Origin of the sequence: Gordonia neofelifaecis NRRL B-59395 (assembly GCF_000192435.1) — a bacterium.
Classification (GTDB): domain Bacteria; phylum Actinomycetota; class Actinomycetes; order Mycobacteriales; family Mycobacteriaceae; genus Gordonia; species Gordonia neofelifaecis.
The window spans coordinates 163,405-180,931 of the sequence record NZ_AEUD01000004.1 but is presented as its reverse complement, the minus strand read 5'-3'; the positions used below and the strand labels follow the sequence as shown (position 1 = coordinate 180,931).

Sequence of the window (17,527 nt, the reverse complement as noted above, 5' to 3'; positions counted from 1 at the left end):
GCCTCACACGATCATCCGTCCACCGAGGAAGATGTGTCCGCCCGCCGACTCCAGTCCGGAGGCATCGTCACCGAGCGGCAGACTCCAGAGCAGACGGTCGGTGCCGGGTGCGTAGGCAGCGAGGCCGGTCTTCGTCTTCACCGCGAGGTTGACGCTGTCCGTACCCAGTGACGCGTGGACGTCGCGCTCGGTGGCCGTGCCGCCGTCGCCGCCCACCAGGTCGTACCAGGCGAACCGGGTCGGATGCTCGTACGAGCCCGCGTCGCTGATGAACACCGACTGACCGATCGCCTCGACCCCGGAGCTCAGGTCGCCCGCCGTCCGGCGCGACCACAGCACGTTTCCGGTCGCCGGATTGACCGCGCCGATCTCGTCCTTCCCCTTCATGACGACCGGCAGCGACGGTGCCACCGAAGCCGAACCGCTCACACGCGACACGTCGAGCACGTGCCAACTGGCCGGCATGACGGACAGTCGTCTGCCGTCGGTGTCGTAGATCCGATCGGCGAGGACGAATCCGGTCGCGAACGGCACGAAGTCTGCATCGAGGCCCATCGTCTCCGTCCTGGCGGCGCGAGCGACCTCCTTGCCGTCGCTCGCTCGGACCACGACGATCTCGTCCGTGAGCGGTTTGCCGGGAACCGGCGGCGGTTTGATCGCGACGTCGAATCCGCCGAGCCCGACGTAGTTCAGCGACGTCCGCCGCCAGATCGACCGTCCCGTGCGACCGAACGCCTCGACTGCGGTCTCCGTGCCGATCCGGGTGGTCGTGAGCACGACGTCGCCGGCCAGCGAGAACGAGTCGACGACGCCGAGTTCGGCGGTCACCACGCCTCGGAGGAGGTCGATCACCACGACGGGGCCGTTGCTGTGGTGGAGTTGACAGACGGCCCACGCGCCCGCCGCATTCGATTCGCATCGGGTCGGCGCGTACTCGCTGTCGATTCTGACGGTCCGGACGAGGCGGGCACCGTCCGCGGCGACGATGTCGAGGGCACCGTCACGGCCGAAGAGGAATCGGTCCCCGACCGGACCCGCCGAGCCGACGACATCGATCCCGTATTCCGACGTGCCGGGCGGACCGCTGTACAGCCAGCCGTGGTCGCCCGGCTTGTCGGTCAACGATGAGAGCACCGGCGTGGCCTGCGGCACTCGCAGACCGACGATCTCATCGGTCGGTTTCTGCACGTAGTCGCCGACGGCGACGGCGTCGTCGCCGGAGCCGCTCACCGCCCACACGATCCCGGCCACGACGGCGATCACCAGCGCGATCGCGCCGGCGATCAGCCACGACCGTCCGGTCGTCGCGGGTAGGGGCGACGACGCTGCGGGTGTCGGTTGAGCGGCGACCGTCGGCCGATACGCCGGATCGTCGGCGGCGTTCGGCGGCGCGGCGGCGGCAGGAACCACGGCGAGTGCATCGGCGAGAGCCGCGGCGAACGACGTCGAGTCCGGAAATCGCTGTGCCGGGTCCTTCGCCGTCGCCCGGGCGAGCACCTCGTCGACCCCGCGGGTGACGTCCGGACGACGATCGAGCACCGACGGCAGCGGATCGTTGAGCTGGCTGCTGATGACTCGGGCGGCGCTGCTCGCCGCGAACGGCGCGCGACCGGTCAGCAGTGCGAACGCGGTGCACGCCAGCGAGTACTGATCGCTCCGGCCGTCGACCGGCATTCCCTGCAGTTGCTCGGGCGAGGCGAAGTCGACGGTCCCGACAGCGAATCCGGTGGCGGTCAGTTCGCTGCCCGGCGCACTCGACCGGGCGATGCCGAAGTCGGTCAGCAGCACGTCGCCGTCGCTGCTCAGCAGGATGTTCGCGGGCTTCACATCACGGTGGACGAGACCGCGCGCGGACGCGCGGTCGAGCGCGTCGGCGACCACCGATACGACGAACGGCGACCTGATTCGCCCCGAGCGGACCGGATTCGCGGATGCGTTGCGCGAGATCCCGGCCGTCGATGTAGGCCATCGCGATCCAGAGGCGGCCGTCGGCCTCGCCGCGGTCGTGCACGGCCACGATCGCCGGATGCCGGAGCCCGGCCGCCAGCTCGGCCTCTCGCTCGAAACGGGCGCGATACTGCGGGTCCGCGGTGAACTGCGGCGCGAGCACTTTGAGCGCTTCGGAGCGGGGCAACCGCGGATGCGCGGCGAGGTACACCTCGCCCATTCCGCCCGCGCCCAGGCGGCGCTCGATGCGGTACCCGGCGAACTCCGTGCCGGGATCCATGCTGCTCATGCGGACCGGCCGGGCGCCGCGAGTCTCTTCACGCACGACAACCTACCCCGGTCGCTCAGGCGCATCATTCGGGTGTCGGACCACGTCGGCGCGACGGAGTCCGCGGCCGCTCGCCGCCGATCACACGACACGATAGGCATTCCAGTACACGTGTCCGCCCGCCTGCACGGTGACCCCGATCGTCATGTCGATGGGCAGACGCCACAGTGGAGTCCGACCGCCCGCGTCGTACACCACGAAGGCGTCGGAAGTCGAGATCAGCACCCGAGTCCCGTCGGTGCCCAGCACCTCGCGCAGTTGACTCTTCGACATCGACGTGCCCTCCCCCGTCGCCAGGGTGTACCAGGCGAATCGCGGTAGTTCCTCCTGCGCCTTCATATTCGTCACCAGCACCGACGATCCGGCCGCGGTCTGGTGCGCGCTGTACGCGCCGCCGAGTTTGCGCGACCACAGGAGGTCGCCGGTCGCCGGATCGATCACGCCGATCTCGTCGTCGAGATCTGCCATCAGCAACAGTGCCGGGGCGGGCGCGGTCAACGGGTTGCCGCGCGTGACGGTCAGCGGTTGCCACGTCCCGGTCAGCCGCGCCAGCTGCTTGCCGTCGGTGTCGTAGAAATGATCGCCGAGAAGGAAGCCTCCGGCGTATGGGAAGAACTGCGGCTCGGTCTCGTAGTCGCGCGCCGGCTTGTCGGTCTTCGCGAGTTCCCTGCCGTCGCTGACCCGGATCGCGACCATCTGATCGGTGGCGAACGCCCCGCTCGGACGTGGCATCACGCCGACCACCGGTCCACCGATGGTCACGTCGGCGGTGGAGTCGCGCTCCCACAGCGTGTGAGCCCGCCGATCGACGACCTCCACGTGGTACGAGTCGCCCGAGCCGGACGACAGCACGACGGCGTCGCCGACGATGGCGAAGCTGTCGGGCGAGTCGGTCGTCGTGCCGGTGACCGTCCCCCGACCGAGGTCGATCGTCGTGAGCGGCCCGCTGGTGCCGAGTTGGCAGGCGGCCCATTCGCCGGAAGCGTGCACACCGCACTCCCATGCTGCTTCATCGCCTCGGATCTGGACCGTCCGCCGGGTCTGGCCGGTGGTCGCGTCCACGATGTCGACGTCGGCGTCCCGACCGACCAGCACGACGTCGCCGCCCGCGCCGAGGACCTTGGCGCCGGCACCGCCCTCGTCCTGCCCCGCCGGCGGTCGATACTGCCATTTCGACGCCGTCGGCTTCGTCTCGAGCGATGGCAACAGCGGATTCACGTTCGGCAGCGTCATCTCGCGCGCGGCCGCAGTCAGCTCCTGGAGGTAGTCGCCCTCGCCGGTCTTCCAGCGATCCGGGAGGACCGCCCAGATCGCTCCGCCGATCGCCAGCACGACCACCAGCGCGGCAGCACCGAGCATCAGGACCCGGCGGCCGGTCAGCCACGAGGTGGGCGACGACGGTGCCTGCGCGGGAAGGCCCGGTGCCCGGTTCGGGCCGACCACGGTCGGCCCGAGCTGCGCTGACGCGGCCACCGCCGCCGGATGCTCGGCGAGCGCCCGGTTCAGCGCCCCGGCGAACTCGGCGGTCGACGCGAACCGAAGGTCCGGGTCCTTGGCGGTCGCCCGGCTCAGGACTGCGTCGACCGCCGCCGTCACATCCGGTCGTCGCGCCAGCACCGATGGGAGCGGATCGCTCAGCTGCCTGGTGATCACACGCGCCGCACTGCTGTCGGCGAACAGCGCGACGCCGGTGAGCAGCGCGAAGGCGGTGCAGGCGAGCGAGTACTGGTCGCTACGCCCGTCTACGGTCAGACCCTGTAACTGCTCCGGCGACGCGAAGTCGAGTGTGCCGACGGCGGTTCCGGTCGCTGTCAACGCCGTATCCGGGAGGGCCGGCCGCGCGATGCCGAAGTCGGTCAGCAGCACGTCGCCGTCGTGGCTCAGCAGGATGTTCGCGGGCTTCACGTCGCGGTGGACCAGCCCGCTCGAGTGGGCGCGGTCGAGTGCGTCGGCGACCACCGCGACGACGAACCCCACCTGGTTCGCCGCGAGCGGTCCGGTGGCTCTGAGTCGCTGGGCGAGGTCCTCGCCGTCGACGTACGCCATCGAGAGCCAGAGGCGTCCTTCGGACTCGCCGCGGTCGTGCACCGGCACGATGGCCGGATGCCGGAGTCCCGCCGCGAGCTCTGCCTCCCGCTCGAACCGCGCGCGGTAGTGCGGTTCGGACGTGAACTGCGGCGCGAGCACTTTGAGCGCGTCGTGCCGCGGCAGACGGGGGTGTCGGGCCAGGTAGACCTCGCCCATTCCGCCGGATCCGAGCCAGCGTTCGATCACGTATCCGGCGAACTGCGCACCGGGTTCCATCGCGCTCACGCAGGCAGCTGCAGGTCGGGCCGGTAGTGCCGCAGCCAGGCGCCGACGACGCCGCGGGTCCAGTCGGTCTCGAACTCACCGGGGAAGATCAGTCCCTGCTCCGCCACGAACGGCTGCCCACCGCTCAGGTTCGACCGCCCGCCTGCGGTCTGATCATGCACCTTGAGCTGTGTGCGGTTGGCGCCGGGCAACGGCGTCAGGGTCGATCGTCCGACGATGCCTGCGGCGATCTTGGTGTGCGCTGCCCCGATCGCGACGTTGGCGCCCGCGCCCGCGACTCCCGACCGCAGGACGTTCGCCCGCCGGCCGGGCAGAGCCGAGTTCCGCACCTCGATGCGCGTCATCGTCGCCCACGGCATGTCGTTGACGACGGTCCCGTCGGTGCGCTGCAGACCGCGCGGGGTCAGCAGCAGCCGCTGCAACTGCCCGTAGGTGCGAGTCAGTCGCGACTTCATGCGGGCGTACATCGCCCCACTGGCCGCCGCACCCGCGACGAGACCGCAGACGATGCCCACCGCGGGCGCATCCGGTGCAGCGACGCCGATCACGACCGCGACCACGAGAGCCGCGAAGAGGAATGTGAAGATCAGCAGCGGAACCGCCCGCCGGATCTCGGTGTCGGGCTGCAGGACGCACCGCAGTTCGACCGGCGTCGTGAAGTCGCCCGCGGGAGCATTCGGCGCAGGTGCGTTGTGCTGCGCCGGGCGCGGTGCCCGCTGAGCCGCCGGGGTCCGCGTGCGATGGTCTGCCGGAGGGACGGGGCGATCGGGTTCGGGGAAGCGACCGAAGCCCGATCCCGGTGTCGGCGATGAGTTCACGCCGTCAGGCTACAAGCACGCCCACCCGGCCGGAACGTGTCGTCGTTCAAGCGGCCGACCTGCGCCATCGCTCAGTCTTTCTCGCCCCGAGCCACTACCCCGCACCGAACTCGGAGCGCCGGAATACGCTGCGACTCGCCAGTCCCGCGCCGACCGTCACGAGGACAGCGAATCCGGCCAGGGCCAGACGACGCGTCCGCTGCTGGCCGCAGACCGCGGCCGTGTAGTCGCCGCCGTCTTCGAGGTCTGCCGTCCGCACCGGATCCGTCATCACGGCCGCACATCGGACTTCGTAGTCGCCTCTGCCAGTCGGGACCGACGAGCTGCTCCAGAGCAGCCAGCCGGCGGCGACGATTCCGGCGATCGTGCAGGCGATCAATCCGAGGATCACCGTCGCACGCGCCGCGCCGTCGTGCGAGGAGGTCCGTCGCTCGACCGGATACTTGTCGTAGTAGCTGCTCATCGCGGCGACAGTACCCATCGATGGGCTCGCCGTCAGCGTTCCGAACGACCCTCGTTCCGGCGCAACGGAGTGTGCGGAATGCCGTCTTCGACGAACTCCGCCCCGGCGGGCAGATAACCCCACTTCGCGTACATCCCCACCAGGTGCGACTGCGCATCCATGACACTCGAATCGCGCCCGATGTAGGCGACGGCCCGATCAATCAGCTCGCTCGCCGCTCCGGTGCCACGATGATCCGCGCGGACGCAGACTCGCCCGATTCGCAGTTCGTAGGTTCCGTCGGCCGCGACGTCACGCAGCACCCGCAACGTGGCGACGGGTGTTCCCTCCTCGTCCTCGCACCAGAAGTGGAGGGTCGTCGACTCTGTGTCCCGCCCGTCGATCTCCGGATACGCGCACTCCTGCTCGACGACGAACACATCGACGCGCAGCTTGAGGAGTTCGTGGAGGGTGCCCGCGTCGAGGTCGGACAGGACGGAGGCTCGAACGAGGTACGTCATCAGGCCCCATCATGCACGACGGCGATACAGCGGCCCATCCGTCCCCGTGACCGACCTCGATGGACAGATGGTCCGCCGGCAGCCGCCACGGGGACGCTCGGGTCAGGAACCTGATCTCGAGGCGCTCCGTCGCTCAGACGGCCTCACATGTCCAGACCGAAGTCCAGAACCGTCACCGAGTGGGTCAGCGCGCCGACGGCCAGGTAGTCGACGCCGGTCCGCGCGTAGTCCATCGCGAAGTCCAAGGACAGTCCGCCCGACGACTCCAGCTTCGTCTCCGGCGACCGCGCGTCGCGTCGCTGGACGGCCATCTGCGTCGCCCACGGTTCGAAGTTGTCGAGCAGAACCAACTGCGGGGTCAGCGCGAGCACCTCGTCGAGCTGATCCAGCGAATCGACCTCGACCTCCACCGGCACGTCCGGCGCAGCCGCCCGGACCGCCTCAAGGGCTCGAGCGACGCCGCCCGCGGCGACCACGTGGTTGTCCTTGATGAGCGCCGCGTCGCCGAGACCCATCCGATGGTTCACGCCGCCGCCCGCCCGTACCGCGTACTTCTGCAGCGACCGCATCCCGGGGAGCGTCTTCCGCGAGTCGCGGATCTGTGCCTGCGTCCCATCGACCGCGTCGACCCAGGCCGCGGTGGCCGTAGCGATGCCGGACAGGTGACAGAGCAGATTCAGCGCCGTCCGCTCCGCGGTCAACAGTGATGCGGCAGGTGCCCGGAGCGCGAGTGCGACCGTCCCCGGCTCCACCCGGGCCCCGTCCCCGAGTTGTTCGGTGACGATGTAGTTGTCCGGTCCGATCACCTCGTCGAAGACCGCGCGGACCACCGGCAGACCCGCCATCACACCGTGCTGACGCGAGACGATCTTCGCATCGGCGACGGTGTCGGCGGGCACGGTGGCGAGCGTGGTGACGTCGGGCCCGTACCGCAGGTCCTCCAGGAGTGCGGTGCGGATGAGGGCGATCACCTCCTCGTCCACGATGAGGTCGAGGTCGCCGGTTGCCTGCTGCTGGCCGATGAAGGAGTTCACTCGCCCTATTCTCCGCTACCCGGGTTTCCGATCGCGATCATCCGCTCCACCGAGAGTCGTGCGCGAGCCGCGACATCGGGTGCGACGTCGACCTCGTCCTTGCCCTCGGTGAGGCAGCGGAGCAATGCCGCCGGGGTGATCATCTTCATGTACGGGCACGCGGCGCGGTCGTTGACCGGCTGGAAGTCGATCTCCGGCGCCGCGCGGCGCAGCTGATGCAACATGCCGACCTCGGTCGCGACGAGCACCTGCTTGGCGCTGGTGGCCCGGGCGGCGTCGATCATCCCGCCGGTGGAGAGGATCTTCACCCGATCCTGCGGCACGATCCCCTCGCCCGACAGGTAGAGCGCCGACGTCGCACACCCGCACTCCGGGTGGATGAACAGGTCCGCGCCCGGGTGGCTCTCGGTCTGCTCCGTCAGCTCGTCGCCGTTGATGCCCGCGTGGACGTGGCACTCGCCCGCCCAGATGTGGATGTTGTCGCGGCCGGTCTCGCGCTTCACGTGCGCGCCGAGGAACTGGTCCGGGAGGAACAGCACGTCCTTGTCGGGGTCGATGGACGCCACGACGTCGACGGCGTTGGACGACGTGCAGCAGATGTCCGTCAGCCCCTTCACCTCGGCGGTGGTGTTGACGTACGAGACGACCACGGCGTCCGGGAACTCGGCCTTCCACGCGCGGAGGTCGTCTGCGGTGATCGAGTCGGCGAGCGAGCAGCCGGCACGCTCGTCGGGAATGAGCACGCGCTTGGTCGGACTCAGGATCTTCGCGGTCTCGGCCATGAAATGCACGCCGCAGAAGATGATCTCGTCGGCGTCGGTCTCGGCCGCGATCCGCGACAGCGCCAACGAGTCGCCGACGTGGTCGGCGATGTCCTGGATCTCGGGCAGCTGGTAGTTGTGCGCGAGGATCGCGGCGTTGCGCGCCTTCGCGAGACGCTTGATCTCCGCAGCCCACTCCGCGGTCGGCTCCACCCCGCCGTAGGCCGGCGGAATGCCGTGCCTCGGGTCGGGCATGCCGAGGTCGGTCTCGGTCCGGGTGATCACGGTTCCAGTAGTCATGGCGACTGCACTCCCATCGCATGGTCTCCGCGCGGGCTGCGCCCGGAGGGTTTTCGATCACTGGTCGAAAACATGTCGTCATCGTAACACCTGTGATCGGCGACGCATTCCCGTGGCTGTGCTCGCGCGTGTGGCCGACGAATCAAGCACCACCTCCACTCACCGGAGGTGAGGCCATGCACGACCGTCTCCTAATCTGGATCGCATGGCCGAAACCACCGTGCGCGTCGAGGTGCTCACCGCCGTCTTCCAGGTCCGGGAGTCCGAGCCGGAGGTCCCGGCGCTGCACGTCCTGCTCCGCCGATGCGAGAAGGCGGGCTGGTCCCTGCCGGGTGGGCCGATCGTCGAACGCGAGACGCTCGGCGCCGCGGCGGTTCGATGGCTGGGTACGCGGGCTGGGCTCACCCGAGTGGCGCACCTCGAACAGTTGTCCGTGTTCTCCGACCCCGACCGAGTACCCGAGCAGCGGACCGTCGCGTCGACCTTCCTCGCCCTGGTGCCGAGCGACATCCCCGCCGAGAGCGTGGCGGACGCCGAGTGGTTCGCCGTGGACGACCTGCCTGCGCTCGCCTACGACCACCGCGACGTGATCGATCTGGCCAGGCACCGCCTCGCGGGCAAACTGTCGTACACGAACATCGCGTTCGCCCTGGCCCCGAGTCAGTTCCCGATGTCGGAGCTGTCGGAGATCTACGGCGCCGCACTCGGATACCCGGTCGATTCGACCAACCTGTTGCGCGTCCTCTCGCGACGCGGTGTGGTGGTCGCGACGGGAACGGTGGGCCGGACCGGCCGCACCGGCGGACGCCCGCCCGCGCTGTATCAATTCGCCGACACGCGCCTGCGCGTCACGGACGAGTTCGCGGCCCTTCGTCCTCCGATGTGACCTCGGGACCGACGGCGTCGATCGGCGCGAGGCCCGCGTCGACGGCCACCGGCGCCTGGGCCGGTTCCAGGTCGCCGACTCCGAGGTCGGCGTGTGCGCTGGCGATGACGCAGATCAGGTAGACGAGGACGCCCGCGGTGGGCGCGCAGACGAGCAGCACCCACGCCGGGCCGACGTCGCCTTCGAGCCAGAGATTCACGGTGCCCTGATAGGTGCCGGGAACGCTGCGGTCGAGCGCACCGTGCGCCATCCGGCCGAAGCGCCCGGCCAGGTCGATCGCCAATGCCGATGTCGCGATCGACATCAGCGTGACGAACGCGAGTCCGCCCAGCCCGCGCGACGAGCGGAGCCCGAACCAGGTGGCGAGCGCGATCAGCGCGCCGAGGCCGAGGGACAGGAAGGCGAAGATCGCGACGCCGTCGAAGAGTTTGGCCGGGTCCGCCTCGGTGGCGAATCGCATCTGACCGCCGTGTTCGACGACGAGGTCGGGGACGGGGGCGAGCAGCGCCCACAGTCCTCCGACGACGACCGCCGCCACGATCAGCGCGACCACCACCACGACCACCCGGCGCAGGTTCATCGCTCTCCCAGCTCCGTCGAGTCGACCGTTCCGTGGCGCGAACATCTGGCGTCCCAGCCGTGGGGTCGGACCTGCACGACCATCCGCCGACCGCACTGGCCGCAGAACCGCGGCGGTTCCAGTCCCAGCTTGGCTGCCTCGGGAATCGCGTCGACCGCTTGGAGCTCGAGTTCGACGCCCGTGTAGACGCCGAACCGCAGCGGCTGCTGCAGCGGACCGGGGATCACGCTCGTCATGCTCGACGCCTCCTGGAATCTGATGGCCGCGGCGGACGGGCCACGACTTTCGAGGCTACCGGCGTGGTTCACAGCGTGTCATTGAGGGCCTTGATCGGCATCGACAGATCGTCGAGCAGATCGAGGTCGTCTTCGGCGGGCCGACCGAGGGTGGTCAGGTAATTGCCGACGATGACCGCGTTGATGCCGCCGAGGATGCCCTGCTTGGCACCGAGGTCGCCGAGAGTGATCTCGCGGCCGCCGGCGAAGCGCAGGATGGTGCGCGGCAGGGCGAGCCGGAAGGCGGCGACGGATTTGAGAGCCTCCGAGGCGGGCAGGACGTCGAGATCGCCGAACGGGGTGCCGGGGCGCGGATTGAGGAAGTTGAGCGGAACCTCGTCAGGCTCCAGCGACGCGAGGTCGGCGGCGAACTCGGCGCGCTGCTCCAGGCTCTCTCCCATGCCGAGGATGCCGCCGCAGCACACCTCCATACCGGCTTCGCGGACCATCTTGAGCGTGCCCCACCGCTCCTCCCAGGTGTGGGTGGTCACGACGTTCGGGAAGTGACTCCGCGCTGTCTCGAGGTTGTGGTTGTACCGGTGGACGCCCATCGCCGCGAGCTCGTCGACCTGCTCCTGAGTGAGCATGCCGAGACTGCAGGCGATCTGGATGTCGACCTCGTTGCGGATCGCCTCGATGCCCGCGGCGACCTGGGTCATCAGTCGCTTGTCCGGGCCGCGCACGGCGGCGACGATGCAGAACTCGGTCGCGCCGGTCTTGGCGGTCTGCTTGGCGGCCTCCACCAGCGAGGGGATGTCGATCCAGGCGCTGCGCACCGGTGACGCGAACAGTCCGGACTGGCTGCAGAAGTGGCAGTCCTCGGGGCAGCCGCCGGTCTTGAGCGAGATGATCCCCTCGACCTCGACCTCCGGGCCGCACCAGCGCATCCGCACATCGTGTGCGAGTTGGAGCAGTTCGGTGAGGCGGTCGTCGCCGAGCTGCAGCACCGACAGCACCTGGTCGCGGCTCAGCCCTTCGCCCTTCTCAAGGACCTGCTCGCGCGCGACGGCGAGGATGTCGTCGACGGCGTCGATGCCTGCCGGGGCGGTCGTGTCGGCAGTCGTGGTCATTCGGGGTCTCCTTCGTGGATGGGGTTGATGTTCAGAAAATGCTCGTTGAGCGCGAGCCGAGGGCATATTGCCCTCGGCGGCCCTTAAGGAGGCACTTCGTCGGTGTCGGGGCGTGCAAGGCGCAGATGGCAGCCTTCACACGAGGGCGGTCGGGGCGGGGAACAGCGCGGCGTCGACCCAGCCGGGGGCCCGTGCGCGGAACTCGTCGGCAGGCAGTCGTCCCGAGCCCGCGGGCACTGTCGCGACGATCGGCACGCCGGTGAGCCGCGGCAGGTCGGCGAGGTTGCAGGTCATGGCGAGATCCGGCGCGTCCGGCCAGGAGCCGATCACGAGGCCCCGCGTCCTGACCCCGGCCGCATCGATCGCCCGCGTGGTGAGTTCGGTGTGGTTGAGGGTGCCGAGTCCCGGGTCGGTGACGACGAGCAGTTCGGCGTTCAGCCGCTTGGCGACGTCGAGGATCGTCAACCCGGGACCGAGCCGAACCAGCGCACCGCCTGCGCCCTCCACCAGCACCAGGTCGGCGTCCGCCGCGAGACCGGAGACGGCCGAGGCGATCGCGTCGAGCGTCACCGGCGGCAACCCCGATCTGGCGGCCGCGGTCTCCGGCGCCAGTGGCTCCGGATAGCGGGCGGGCTCGGCGCCCGGCAACGGCCCGGCCAGACGCCGGATCTCCGCGAGGTCGCCCGGCTCCCCCGGCGCGACACCGGTCTGGGCGGCCTTGCACACCGCGACGCGACGTCCGGCGGCCTGTGCGGCGGCGGCCAGGGCCGCCACCGCTACCGTCTTGCCGACATCGGTGGATGTCCCGGTGACGGCGATGATCTGCGCGCTCATGCCGCTCCGACCTCGCGCAGGGCCGCGGTCACAACCGCGGCGACGGTGTCGAGGGTGTCGTCGTCGAGATCCGCGCGGACGGTGAGCCGCAGGCGGGACGTCCCCTCGGGCACCGACGGCGGTCGGAAGCAGCCGACGAACACTCCGCCCTCACGGCAGATCGCGGCGGCGCGGACGGCCGCGACCGGGTCGCCCACGATCAGCGAGACGACAGCCGCGTCCGGAACGTCGCCGCCGCAGGCCGACGCGAGGCGGCGGACTCCCGCACGCAGCCGGTCGGGCATCTGCGGATCGCCACGCAGCACCCGCAGCGCGGCGTGTGCGGCACCGACGGCGGCCGGGTTGAGCCCGGTGTCGAAGATGAACGTGCGCGCGTGATCGATCAGATGGTCGCGCAGCAGGCCGGTGCCGAGCACGATCCCTCCCTGTGCGCCGAGCGACTTGGAGGCGACCGTGGTGATCACCAGCCCGGGTGCGCCGGAGAGTCCCTGTTCCGCGGCGACGCCCCGACCTCCGGGTCCGCGGACCCCGAGGGCATGGGCCTCGTCGGCGAGCATGATCGCCCCGTGCTCGGCGGCCGCGTCGTAGTAGTCGCGCAGCGGCGCGATCATGCCGTCGATGCTGTAGATCGAGTCGGTGACCACGAGCGCGCGATCCTCGGTCCGTCGGGCCAGGGCACGGCGCACGGCCTCGGTGTCTCCCCGCGGGACCACCTCGACGCGAGCCCGCGACAGCCGGCATCCGTCGATCAGCGAGGCGTGGGCACCGGTGTCGCTGACGATCAGGTCGCCGCGTCCGACGAGCGCGGTGATCGCACCGATGTTCGCGAGGTAGCCCGACGAGAACGTCAGGGCCGCCTCGAAGCCGAGGAAGTCGGCGATGTCGTTCTCGAAGTCGATGTGCGCGGCGGTCGTGCCCGCGACGAGGCGGGACGCCGTCGAACCGGCGCCCCATTCGTCGAGGGCGGCGTGGGCTCCGGCGATCACCGCGGGATGGCTCGACAGGCCGAGGTAGTCGTTCGAGGCCAGATTGATCTCTGCGGCGCCGGCTCGGCGCACCACCGGTTCGCGATGCAGCCCGGCTTCCAGGGTCCGCTCGGCGACGTCCGCGAGCCACGGCGCGCTCATGACGCCAGCTCCGGCTCGGCGACGACCGGCGACGACCGCCGCGGCGGCCACCGACGCGGTCGCGGCGGCGGTGATCCCGGTGACCAGGGTGTCGAGGTCGGCGTCGTCGATGATGAACGGGGGCATCGCGTAGATCAGGTTCCGGAAGGGGCGGACCCAGACCCCGGCTCGGACGGCCGCATCGGTCGCCGCGGCCATGTCGACCTCGACGTCGAGTTCGACCACCGCGATGGCGCCCAGAGTGCGGACGTCGGCGACGCCCGGCAGGTCGACGAGCGGCGCGAGGCCGTCGGCGAGTCGCCGTCCGATCTGCGGCACCCGCGCCTGCCAGTCCGAGTCCTCCAGCACCGCCAGCGAGGCGCAGGCGACGGCGCAGGCCAGTGGGTTGGCCATGAACGTCGGCCCGTGAGCCAGTCCGCCGGCCTCGCCGCGGCTGATCACATCGGCGATCGGGTCCGTGGTGAGAGTCGTCGCGAGTGTGAGATAGCCACCGGTCAGTGCCTTGCCCACACACATGATGTCGGGCGCGACCCGGGCGGCGTCGACCGCGAAGAGAGTTCCGGTGCGCCCGAATCCGGTCGCGATCTCGTCGCAGATCAACAGGACGTCGTGCACATCGCACAGCCGACGCAATCCGGCGATCAGTTCGGGCGAGTGGAATCGCATGCCGCCCGCGCCCTGGACCACCGGCTCGACGATCACGGCGGCGAGTTCGTCGCGCCGGAGGTCCAGCTGGGCGTCGAGCATCGTCAGGTACGCCTCGTCCGCCGCGGCCCCGGAGCGGGCATCAGGCGGCGCCGGGACGAACACCTGGTCCGCGATGACGCCGCGCCACATGGCGTGCATCCCGCCGTCGGGATCGCACACGCTCATCGGCGCGAACGTGTCGCCGTGGTAGCCGCCGCGCCAGGTGAGGAGACGTCGTTTGCCCTCCTGACCGCGGCTGCGCCAGTACTGGATCGCCATCTTGACCGCGACCTCCACGGCGACCGATCCGGAGTCGGCGAAGAAGACCTTCTGCAGCGGCTCGGGTGTCATCTCGACCAGCGCCGCCGCCAGTCGTGCGGCCGGCTCGTGGGTGAGTCCGCCGAACATCACGTGCGACATCCGGCCGGCCTGTTCGGCGAGCGCCGTGTCCAGGCGCGGGTGCCGGTACCCGTGAACGGCGGCCCACCAGGAGCTCATCCCGTCGATCAACTCGGTGCCGTCTGCCAGCCGGATGCGGACGCCTTCGCAGTCACGCACCACCAGCGGTCGTGTGCTCGCGGGAAACGCCCCGTACGGATGCCAGACGTGTCGTGCGTCGACCTCGGCAATGGTGACCTGGTCCACTTCGACCTCCTGTTCGTCGCTCATCCCACCCGGGCAACTCGGCAATTCCTGGACACCGTACAGGACGTCCTGAACGATGTACAGGAAGCGCCTGGACGGCGTACAGGACAGGTCGGATAGGGTGGGGCCGTGAGCAACACGAGGGCGGACATCCTGATCGCGGCGCGGAACATCCTCGCCGAGCACAGCCTCGCCGACCTCACCATGCGCAGGCTCGCGTCCGACCTCGGCGTCCGGCCGAACGCGCTGTACTGGCACTTCCCGAACAAGCAGACGATGCTCGCGGCGCTCGCCGAGGACATCCTGTCCACCGTGCCCGGACCGGTCGACGACATCGACTGGCTCGCCGAACTCCAGCGCCTCGCGACCGACATGCGACAGGCTCTGCTCGCGGTCCCCGACAGCGCGGAAGTGGTCTCGTCGGCCTGGGCCTCGGGATTGGCCGATCGCGGGATCGAAATGGTGATCGCGGGCGTCGCCGCACGCGGTGGCGTCGACCCGCAGGCGAGCCGAGGCCTGGCGACCGCGATCTGCCAGCTCACGATCGGCCTGACGATCGAAGAGCAGACGCGGACACAGATGGAACGGCTCGGCGTCACCGGACCGTCGGGACGGGTGTTCGCCGCCGAATTCGACGACGCGCTCGAAGTGATTCTCGACGGGGCGCGAGCGCGCGGCGAGGTCGCCCGCTCACCCTCCTGAGATTCGCGTCGACGCGAGGCCTGCACGTAGATTACTGAGGCGGCCACCCGCCCCGGGAGGCCTTGCGCCCCGACAGAATCGACGAAAGTGCCCGCCTCCACCGATCGCCGCGAACCGGCACCGGCCGCCACGCTGCCCGCATACCGCACCGACCTCGACGGTCTCCGCGGCATCGCCATCGCCCTGGTCGCCTGCTTTCACGTCTGGTTCGGCCGGGTCTCCGGCGGCGTCGACGTCTTCCTCACCCTGTCCGGATACTTCTTCATCGGTTCCCTCGTCCGCCATACGATTCACAGCCAGTCGGCGCGGATCGGATTCGGTGAGACCGTCAACCCCTGGCCTCGGCTCAAACGCCTGATCAGACGGCTGATCCCGGCGCTCTACACGGTGCTCGTCGGCGTCGTGGTCCTGACGGTGTTGATCGTCCCGCAGACCCGGTGGCTGAACATCGGTCGTGAGACCTTCGCGAGCGCGCTGTACTACCAGAACTTCTACCTGGCGAAGAACTCTCAGGACTATCTCGCGGCCAGTTCCGCGAACAGCCCCCTGCAACATCTCTGGTCGATGTCCATGCAGGGTCAGTTCTTCGTCGGTGCCCTCGTGGTGCTGCTCGCCGTCGCCGGTCTGATCAAACTGTGCGGAGCGAGGTTCGCGCCGCTGACCAGGCCCGGCGTGATCCGCGCCGTGTTCGCCTGTCTGGTCGGCGCGATCGCGATCGCCTCGTTCGCGTGGGCGCAGTACCGACTGCACATCGACCAGCCGTTCAACTACTACGACACCCGCTCTCGACTGTGGGAGCCGCTGGTCGGCGGACTGTTCGCGATCTGGATGCCGCGACTGCGGGTCGCCTCGTGGCTGCGGGGCGCGGCGACGGTCGCCGCGCTGCTGCTCATCGCAACGTGCGGTTGGTGGATCGACGGGGTCGCGGAGTACCCCGGCGCCCTCGCCTGGGTGCCGGTGGGTGCGACTCTGCTGGTGATCTGGGCCGGCCAGACGGCGGCGGACGCGCCCGCTCCCGCGGCCAACCGACTCCTCGCCAGTCGGCCCGCGGTCCGTCTGGGCGGACTGTCGTACTCGCTGTACCTGATCCACTGGCCGCTGCTGATCTTCTTCCTGACCTGGCGCGGAACCGACCACGCGACATTCCTCGAAGGCACGGGCATCCTGGCCGTCTCTCTCGGACTCGCCTGGTTCATGAAGCGGTACGTGGAGGATCCGATGCGCGGCGGCGGGCGGTCGTCGATGGCGCACATCCGCTGGCCATCGCACCCGCGCATCACGTACACCGCCATCCTGACCGTCGCACTCGTCGCCCTGTCGGCCGGTTCGGCCGGCGCGATCCGCGCGTGGGATCGCCACATGTCGACGGTCACCGTCGACACCGCGAACCTCGATCCGGCGCTGTACCCGGGTGCGCGTGCGCTTCTGGAGAATGCCCCGGTGCCCGCGCTCGACCCGCAGCCGACACCACTCGCGGTGGCCGACGACCTGCCGATGACCGGACCGGACGGATTCATGAGCGACTTCACCGTCACCGAGCCCGTCGTCGGCGTCTACGGCGATCCGCAGGGACACAAGACCCTCGCGCTCGCCGGCGGTTCACACGCGGAGATGTGGATCGGGGCGCTCGATGCCATCGGCAAGGCCAACGGATTCAAGATCGTCACCTATCTGAAGATGGGCTGTCCGCTCACTTCCGAGGAGAATCCCACGAAGCTCGAAGGCACCCCGTATCCGGAGTGCCGCACCTGGAACCGCAATGTGATGGAAGACCTCAAGCGGACCCGTCCCGACGCGGTGTTCACCAACTCCACGCGGCCCAACCCCGCCGGCCCCGCCGATCACGTGCCCGACGGCTATGTCGGCGTGTTCGACGAACTCACCGCGGCAGGCATTCCCGTCGTCGGAATCCGCGACGATCCGTGGCCGCACAACGACCGCGGCCCCATCGACACGCCCGAATGCCTGGCGTCCGGCGGTAACGCGCGCTCGTGCGGCACCGTCCGCACCAGCGCCTTGCACGCGGTCGATCCGGCTACCGCCTACGCGGACCGGAACCCGCTCTTCCACCGCCTGGATCTCTCCGACGGGCTGTGCACCGCCGACTTCTGCCCGGCGGTGGTCGGTAACATCATCGTCTACAAGGACTATCACCACCTGAGTGCGACGTACGTCCGCAGCCTGACGCGGGAACTGTCCCGCCAATTGTCCGCGGCCCTGCCGTGGACCGGACCGCAACTCGGCTGACAGCACCGAC

The 17,527-nt window shown here is 69.8% G+C and carries 16 protein-coding genes; 3 read left to right on the top strand and 13 right to left on the bottom strand.

The genetic code is table 11. The features are described 5' to 3' along the window. Window positions 1–3 precede the first annotated feature (3 nt). The 8 genes from SCNU_RS19970 to nadA all read right to left on the bottom strand — a co-directional run bounded on the left by SCNU_RS19970 (window position 4) and on the right by nadA (window position 8,419). The gene (locus SCNU_RS19970) at window positions 4–1,881 is read right to left on the bottom strand and encodes a protein kinase domain-containing protein (RefSeq protein WP_274378027.1); all 1,878 of its coding nucleotides are present in this window, start codon (window positions 1,879–1,881) and stop codon (window positions 4–6) included. Continuing rightward, window positions 1,829–2,272, bottom strand: a complete 444-nt coding sequence (locus tag SCNU_RS20985) for a protein kinase domain-containing protein (RefSeq protein WP_274378026.1) — start codon at window positions 2,270–2,272, stop codon at window positions 1,829–1,831. Before SCNU_RS20985 ends, SCNU_RS19970 begins: the two co-directional genes overlap by 53 nt. 84 nt (window positions 2,273–2,356) lie before the next feature. Further along, the gene (locus SCNU_RS06610; protein WP_009678579.1) at window positions 2,357–4,579 is read right to left on the bottom strand and encodes a serine/threonine-protein kinase; all 2,223 of its coding nucleotides are present in this window, start codon (window positions 4,577–4,579) and stop codon (window positions 2,357–2,359) included. A 5-nt stretch (window positions 4,580–4,584) separates the two neighbouring features. Further along, window positions 4,585–5,406, bottom strand: coding sequence for a hypothetical protein (locus SCNU_RS19965; protein WP_009678578.1), 822 nt, complete (start codon window positions 5,404–5,406; stop codon window positions 4,585–4,587). A 94-nt stretch (window positions 5,407–5,500) separates the two neighbouring features. Continuing rightward, a complete protein-coding gene (locus SCNU_RS06600; protein WP_009678577.1) occupies window positions 5,501–5,869 on the bottom strand; it encodes a hypothetical protein in 369 nt (122 codons plus the stop codon). 32 nt (window positions 5,870–5,901) lie between these two features. After that, a complete protein-coding gene (locus SCNU_RS06595; RefSeq protein ID WP_009678576.1) occupies window positions 5,902–6,369 on the bottom strand; it encodes a GNAT family N-acetyltransferase in 468 nt (155 codons plus the stop codon). Window positions 6,370–6,512: 143 nt separating this feature from the next. Further along, window positions 6,513–7,403: a carboxylating nicotinate-nucleotide diphosphorylase gene (nadC, locus tag SCNU_RS06590; protein WP_009678575.1), complete on the bottom strand. Its 891-nt coding sequence runs from the start codon at window positions 7,401–7,403 to the stop codon at window positions 6,513–6,515. 5 nt (window positions 7,404–7,408) lie between these two features. Further along, window positions 7,409–8,419: a quinolinate synthase NadA gene (gene nadA, locus SCNU_RS06585; RefSeq protein ID WP_050792777.1), complete on the bottom strand. Its 1,011-nt coding sequence runs from the start codon at window positions 8,417–8,419 to the stop codon at window positions 7,409–7,411. Window positions 8,420–8,669: 250 nt separating this feature from the next. Here nadA and SCNU_RS06580 point away from each other — a divergent pair, with 250 nt between their 5' ends. Then, window positions 8,670–9,350: an NUDIX hydrolase gene (locus tag SCNU_RS06580; RefSeq protein ID WP_009678573.1), complete on the top strand. Its 681-nt coding sequence runs from the start codon at window positions 8,670–8,672 to the stop codon at window positions 9,348–9,350. Here the strand turns inward: SCNU_RS06580 and SCNU_RS19960 are convergent. The 5 genes from SCNU_RS19960 to SCNU_RS21105 form a co-directional block, all read right to left on the bottom strand. Next, the gene (locus tag SCNU_RS19960; RefSeq protein ID WP_009678572.1) at window positions 9,313–9,930 is read right to left on the bottom strand and encodes a DUF2567 domain-containing protein; all 618 of its coding nucleotides are present in this window, start codon (window positions 9,928–9,930) and stop codon (window positions 9,313–9,315) included. The genes SCNU_RS06580 and SCNU_RS19960 overlap by 38 nt on opposite strands. Next, the gene (gene bsaP, locus SCNU_RS06570; RefSeq protein ID WP_009678571.1) at window positions 9,927–10,166 is read right to left on the bottom strand and encodes a biotin synthase auxiliary protein BsaP; all 240 of its coding nucleotides are present in this window, start codon (window positions 10,164–10,166) and stop codon (window positions 9,927–9,929) included. The genes SCNU_RS19960 and bsaP overlap by 4 nt, the downstream gene beginning before the upstream one ends. A 68-nt stretch (window positions 10,167–10,234) precedes the next feature. Further along, window positions 10,235–11,275, bottom strand: a complete 1,041-nt coding sequence (gene bioB, locus SCNU_RS06565; RefSeq protein WP_009678570.1) for a biotin synthase BioB — start codon at window positions 11,273–11,275, stop codon at window positions 10,235–10,237. Between the two features lie 135 nt (window positions 11,276–11,410). Beyond that, window positions 11,411–12,109, bottom strand: coding sequence for a dethiobiotin synthase (gene bioD / locus SCNU_RS06560; RefSeq protein ID WP_009678569.1), 699 nt, complete (start codon window positions 12,107–12,109; stop codon window positions 11,411–11,413). Then, entirely contained in the window at window positions 12,106–14,592 is a 2,487-nt protein-coding gene (locus SCNU_RS21105) for an adenosylmethionine--8-amino-7-oxononanoate transaminase (protein ID WP_009678568.1), read from the bottom strand. Before SCNU_RS21105 ends, bioD begins: the two co-directional genes overlap by 4 nt. 105 nt (window positions 14,593–14,697) lie before the next feature. On the opposite strand from SCNU_RS21105, the gene SCNU_RS06545 reads away from it, so the two are divergent. Both SCNU_RS06545 and SCNU_RS06540 read left to right on the top strand, forming a co-directional pair. Beyond that, complete coding sequence (locus SCNU_RS06545; protein WP_009678567.1) at window positions 14,698–15,270, top strand: TetR/AcrR family transcriptional regulator; 573 nt, start codon at window positions 14,698–14,700, stop codon at window positions 15,268–15,270. Window positions 15,271–15,357: 87 nt separating this feature from the next. Further along, window positions 15,358–17,517 (top strand): acyltransferase family protein, encoded by a 2,160-nt coding sequence (locus SCNU_RS06540; RefSeq protein WP_009678566.1) that lies wholly within the window; start codon window positions 15,358–15,360, stop codon window positions 17,515–17,517. The last annotated feature ends 10 nt before the right edge of the window (window positions 17,518–17,527 follow it).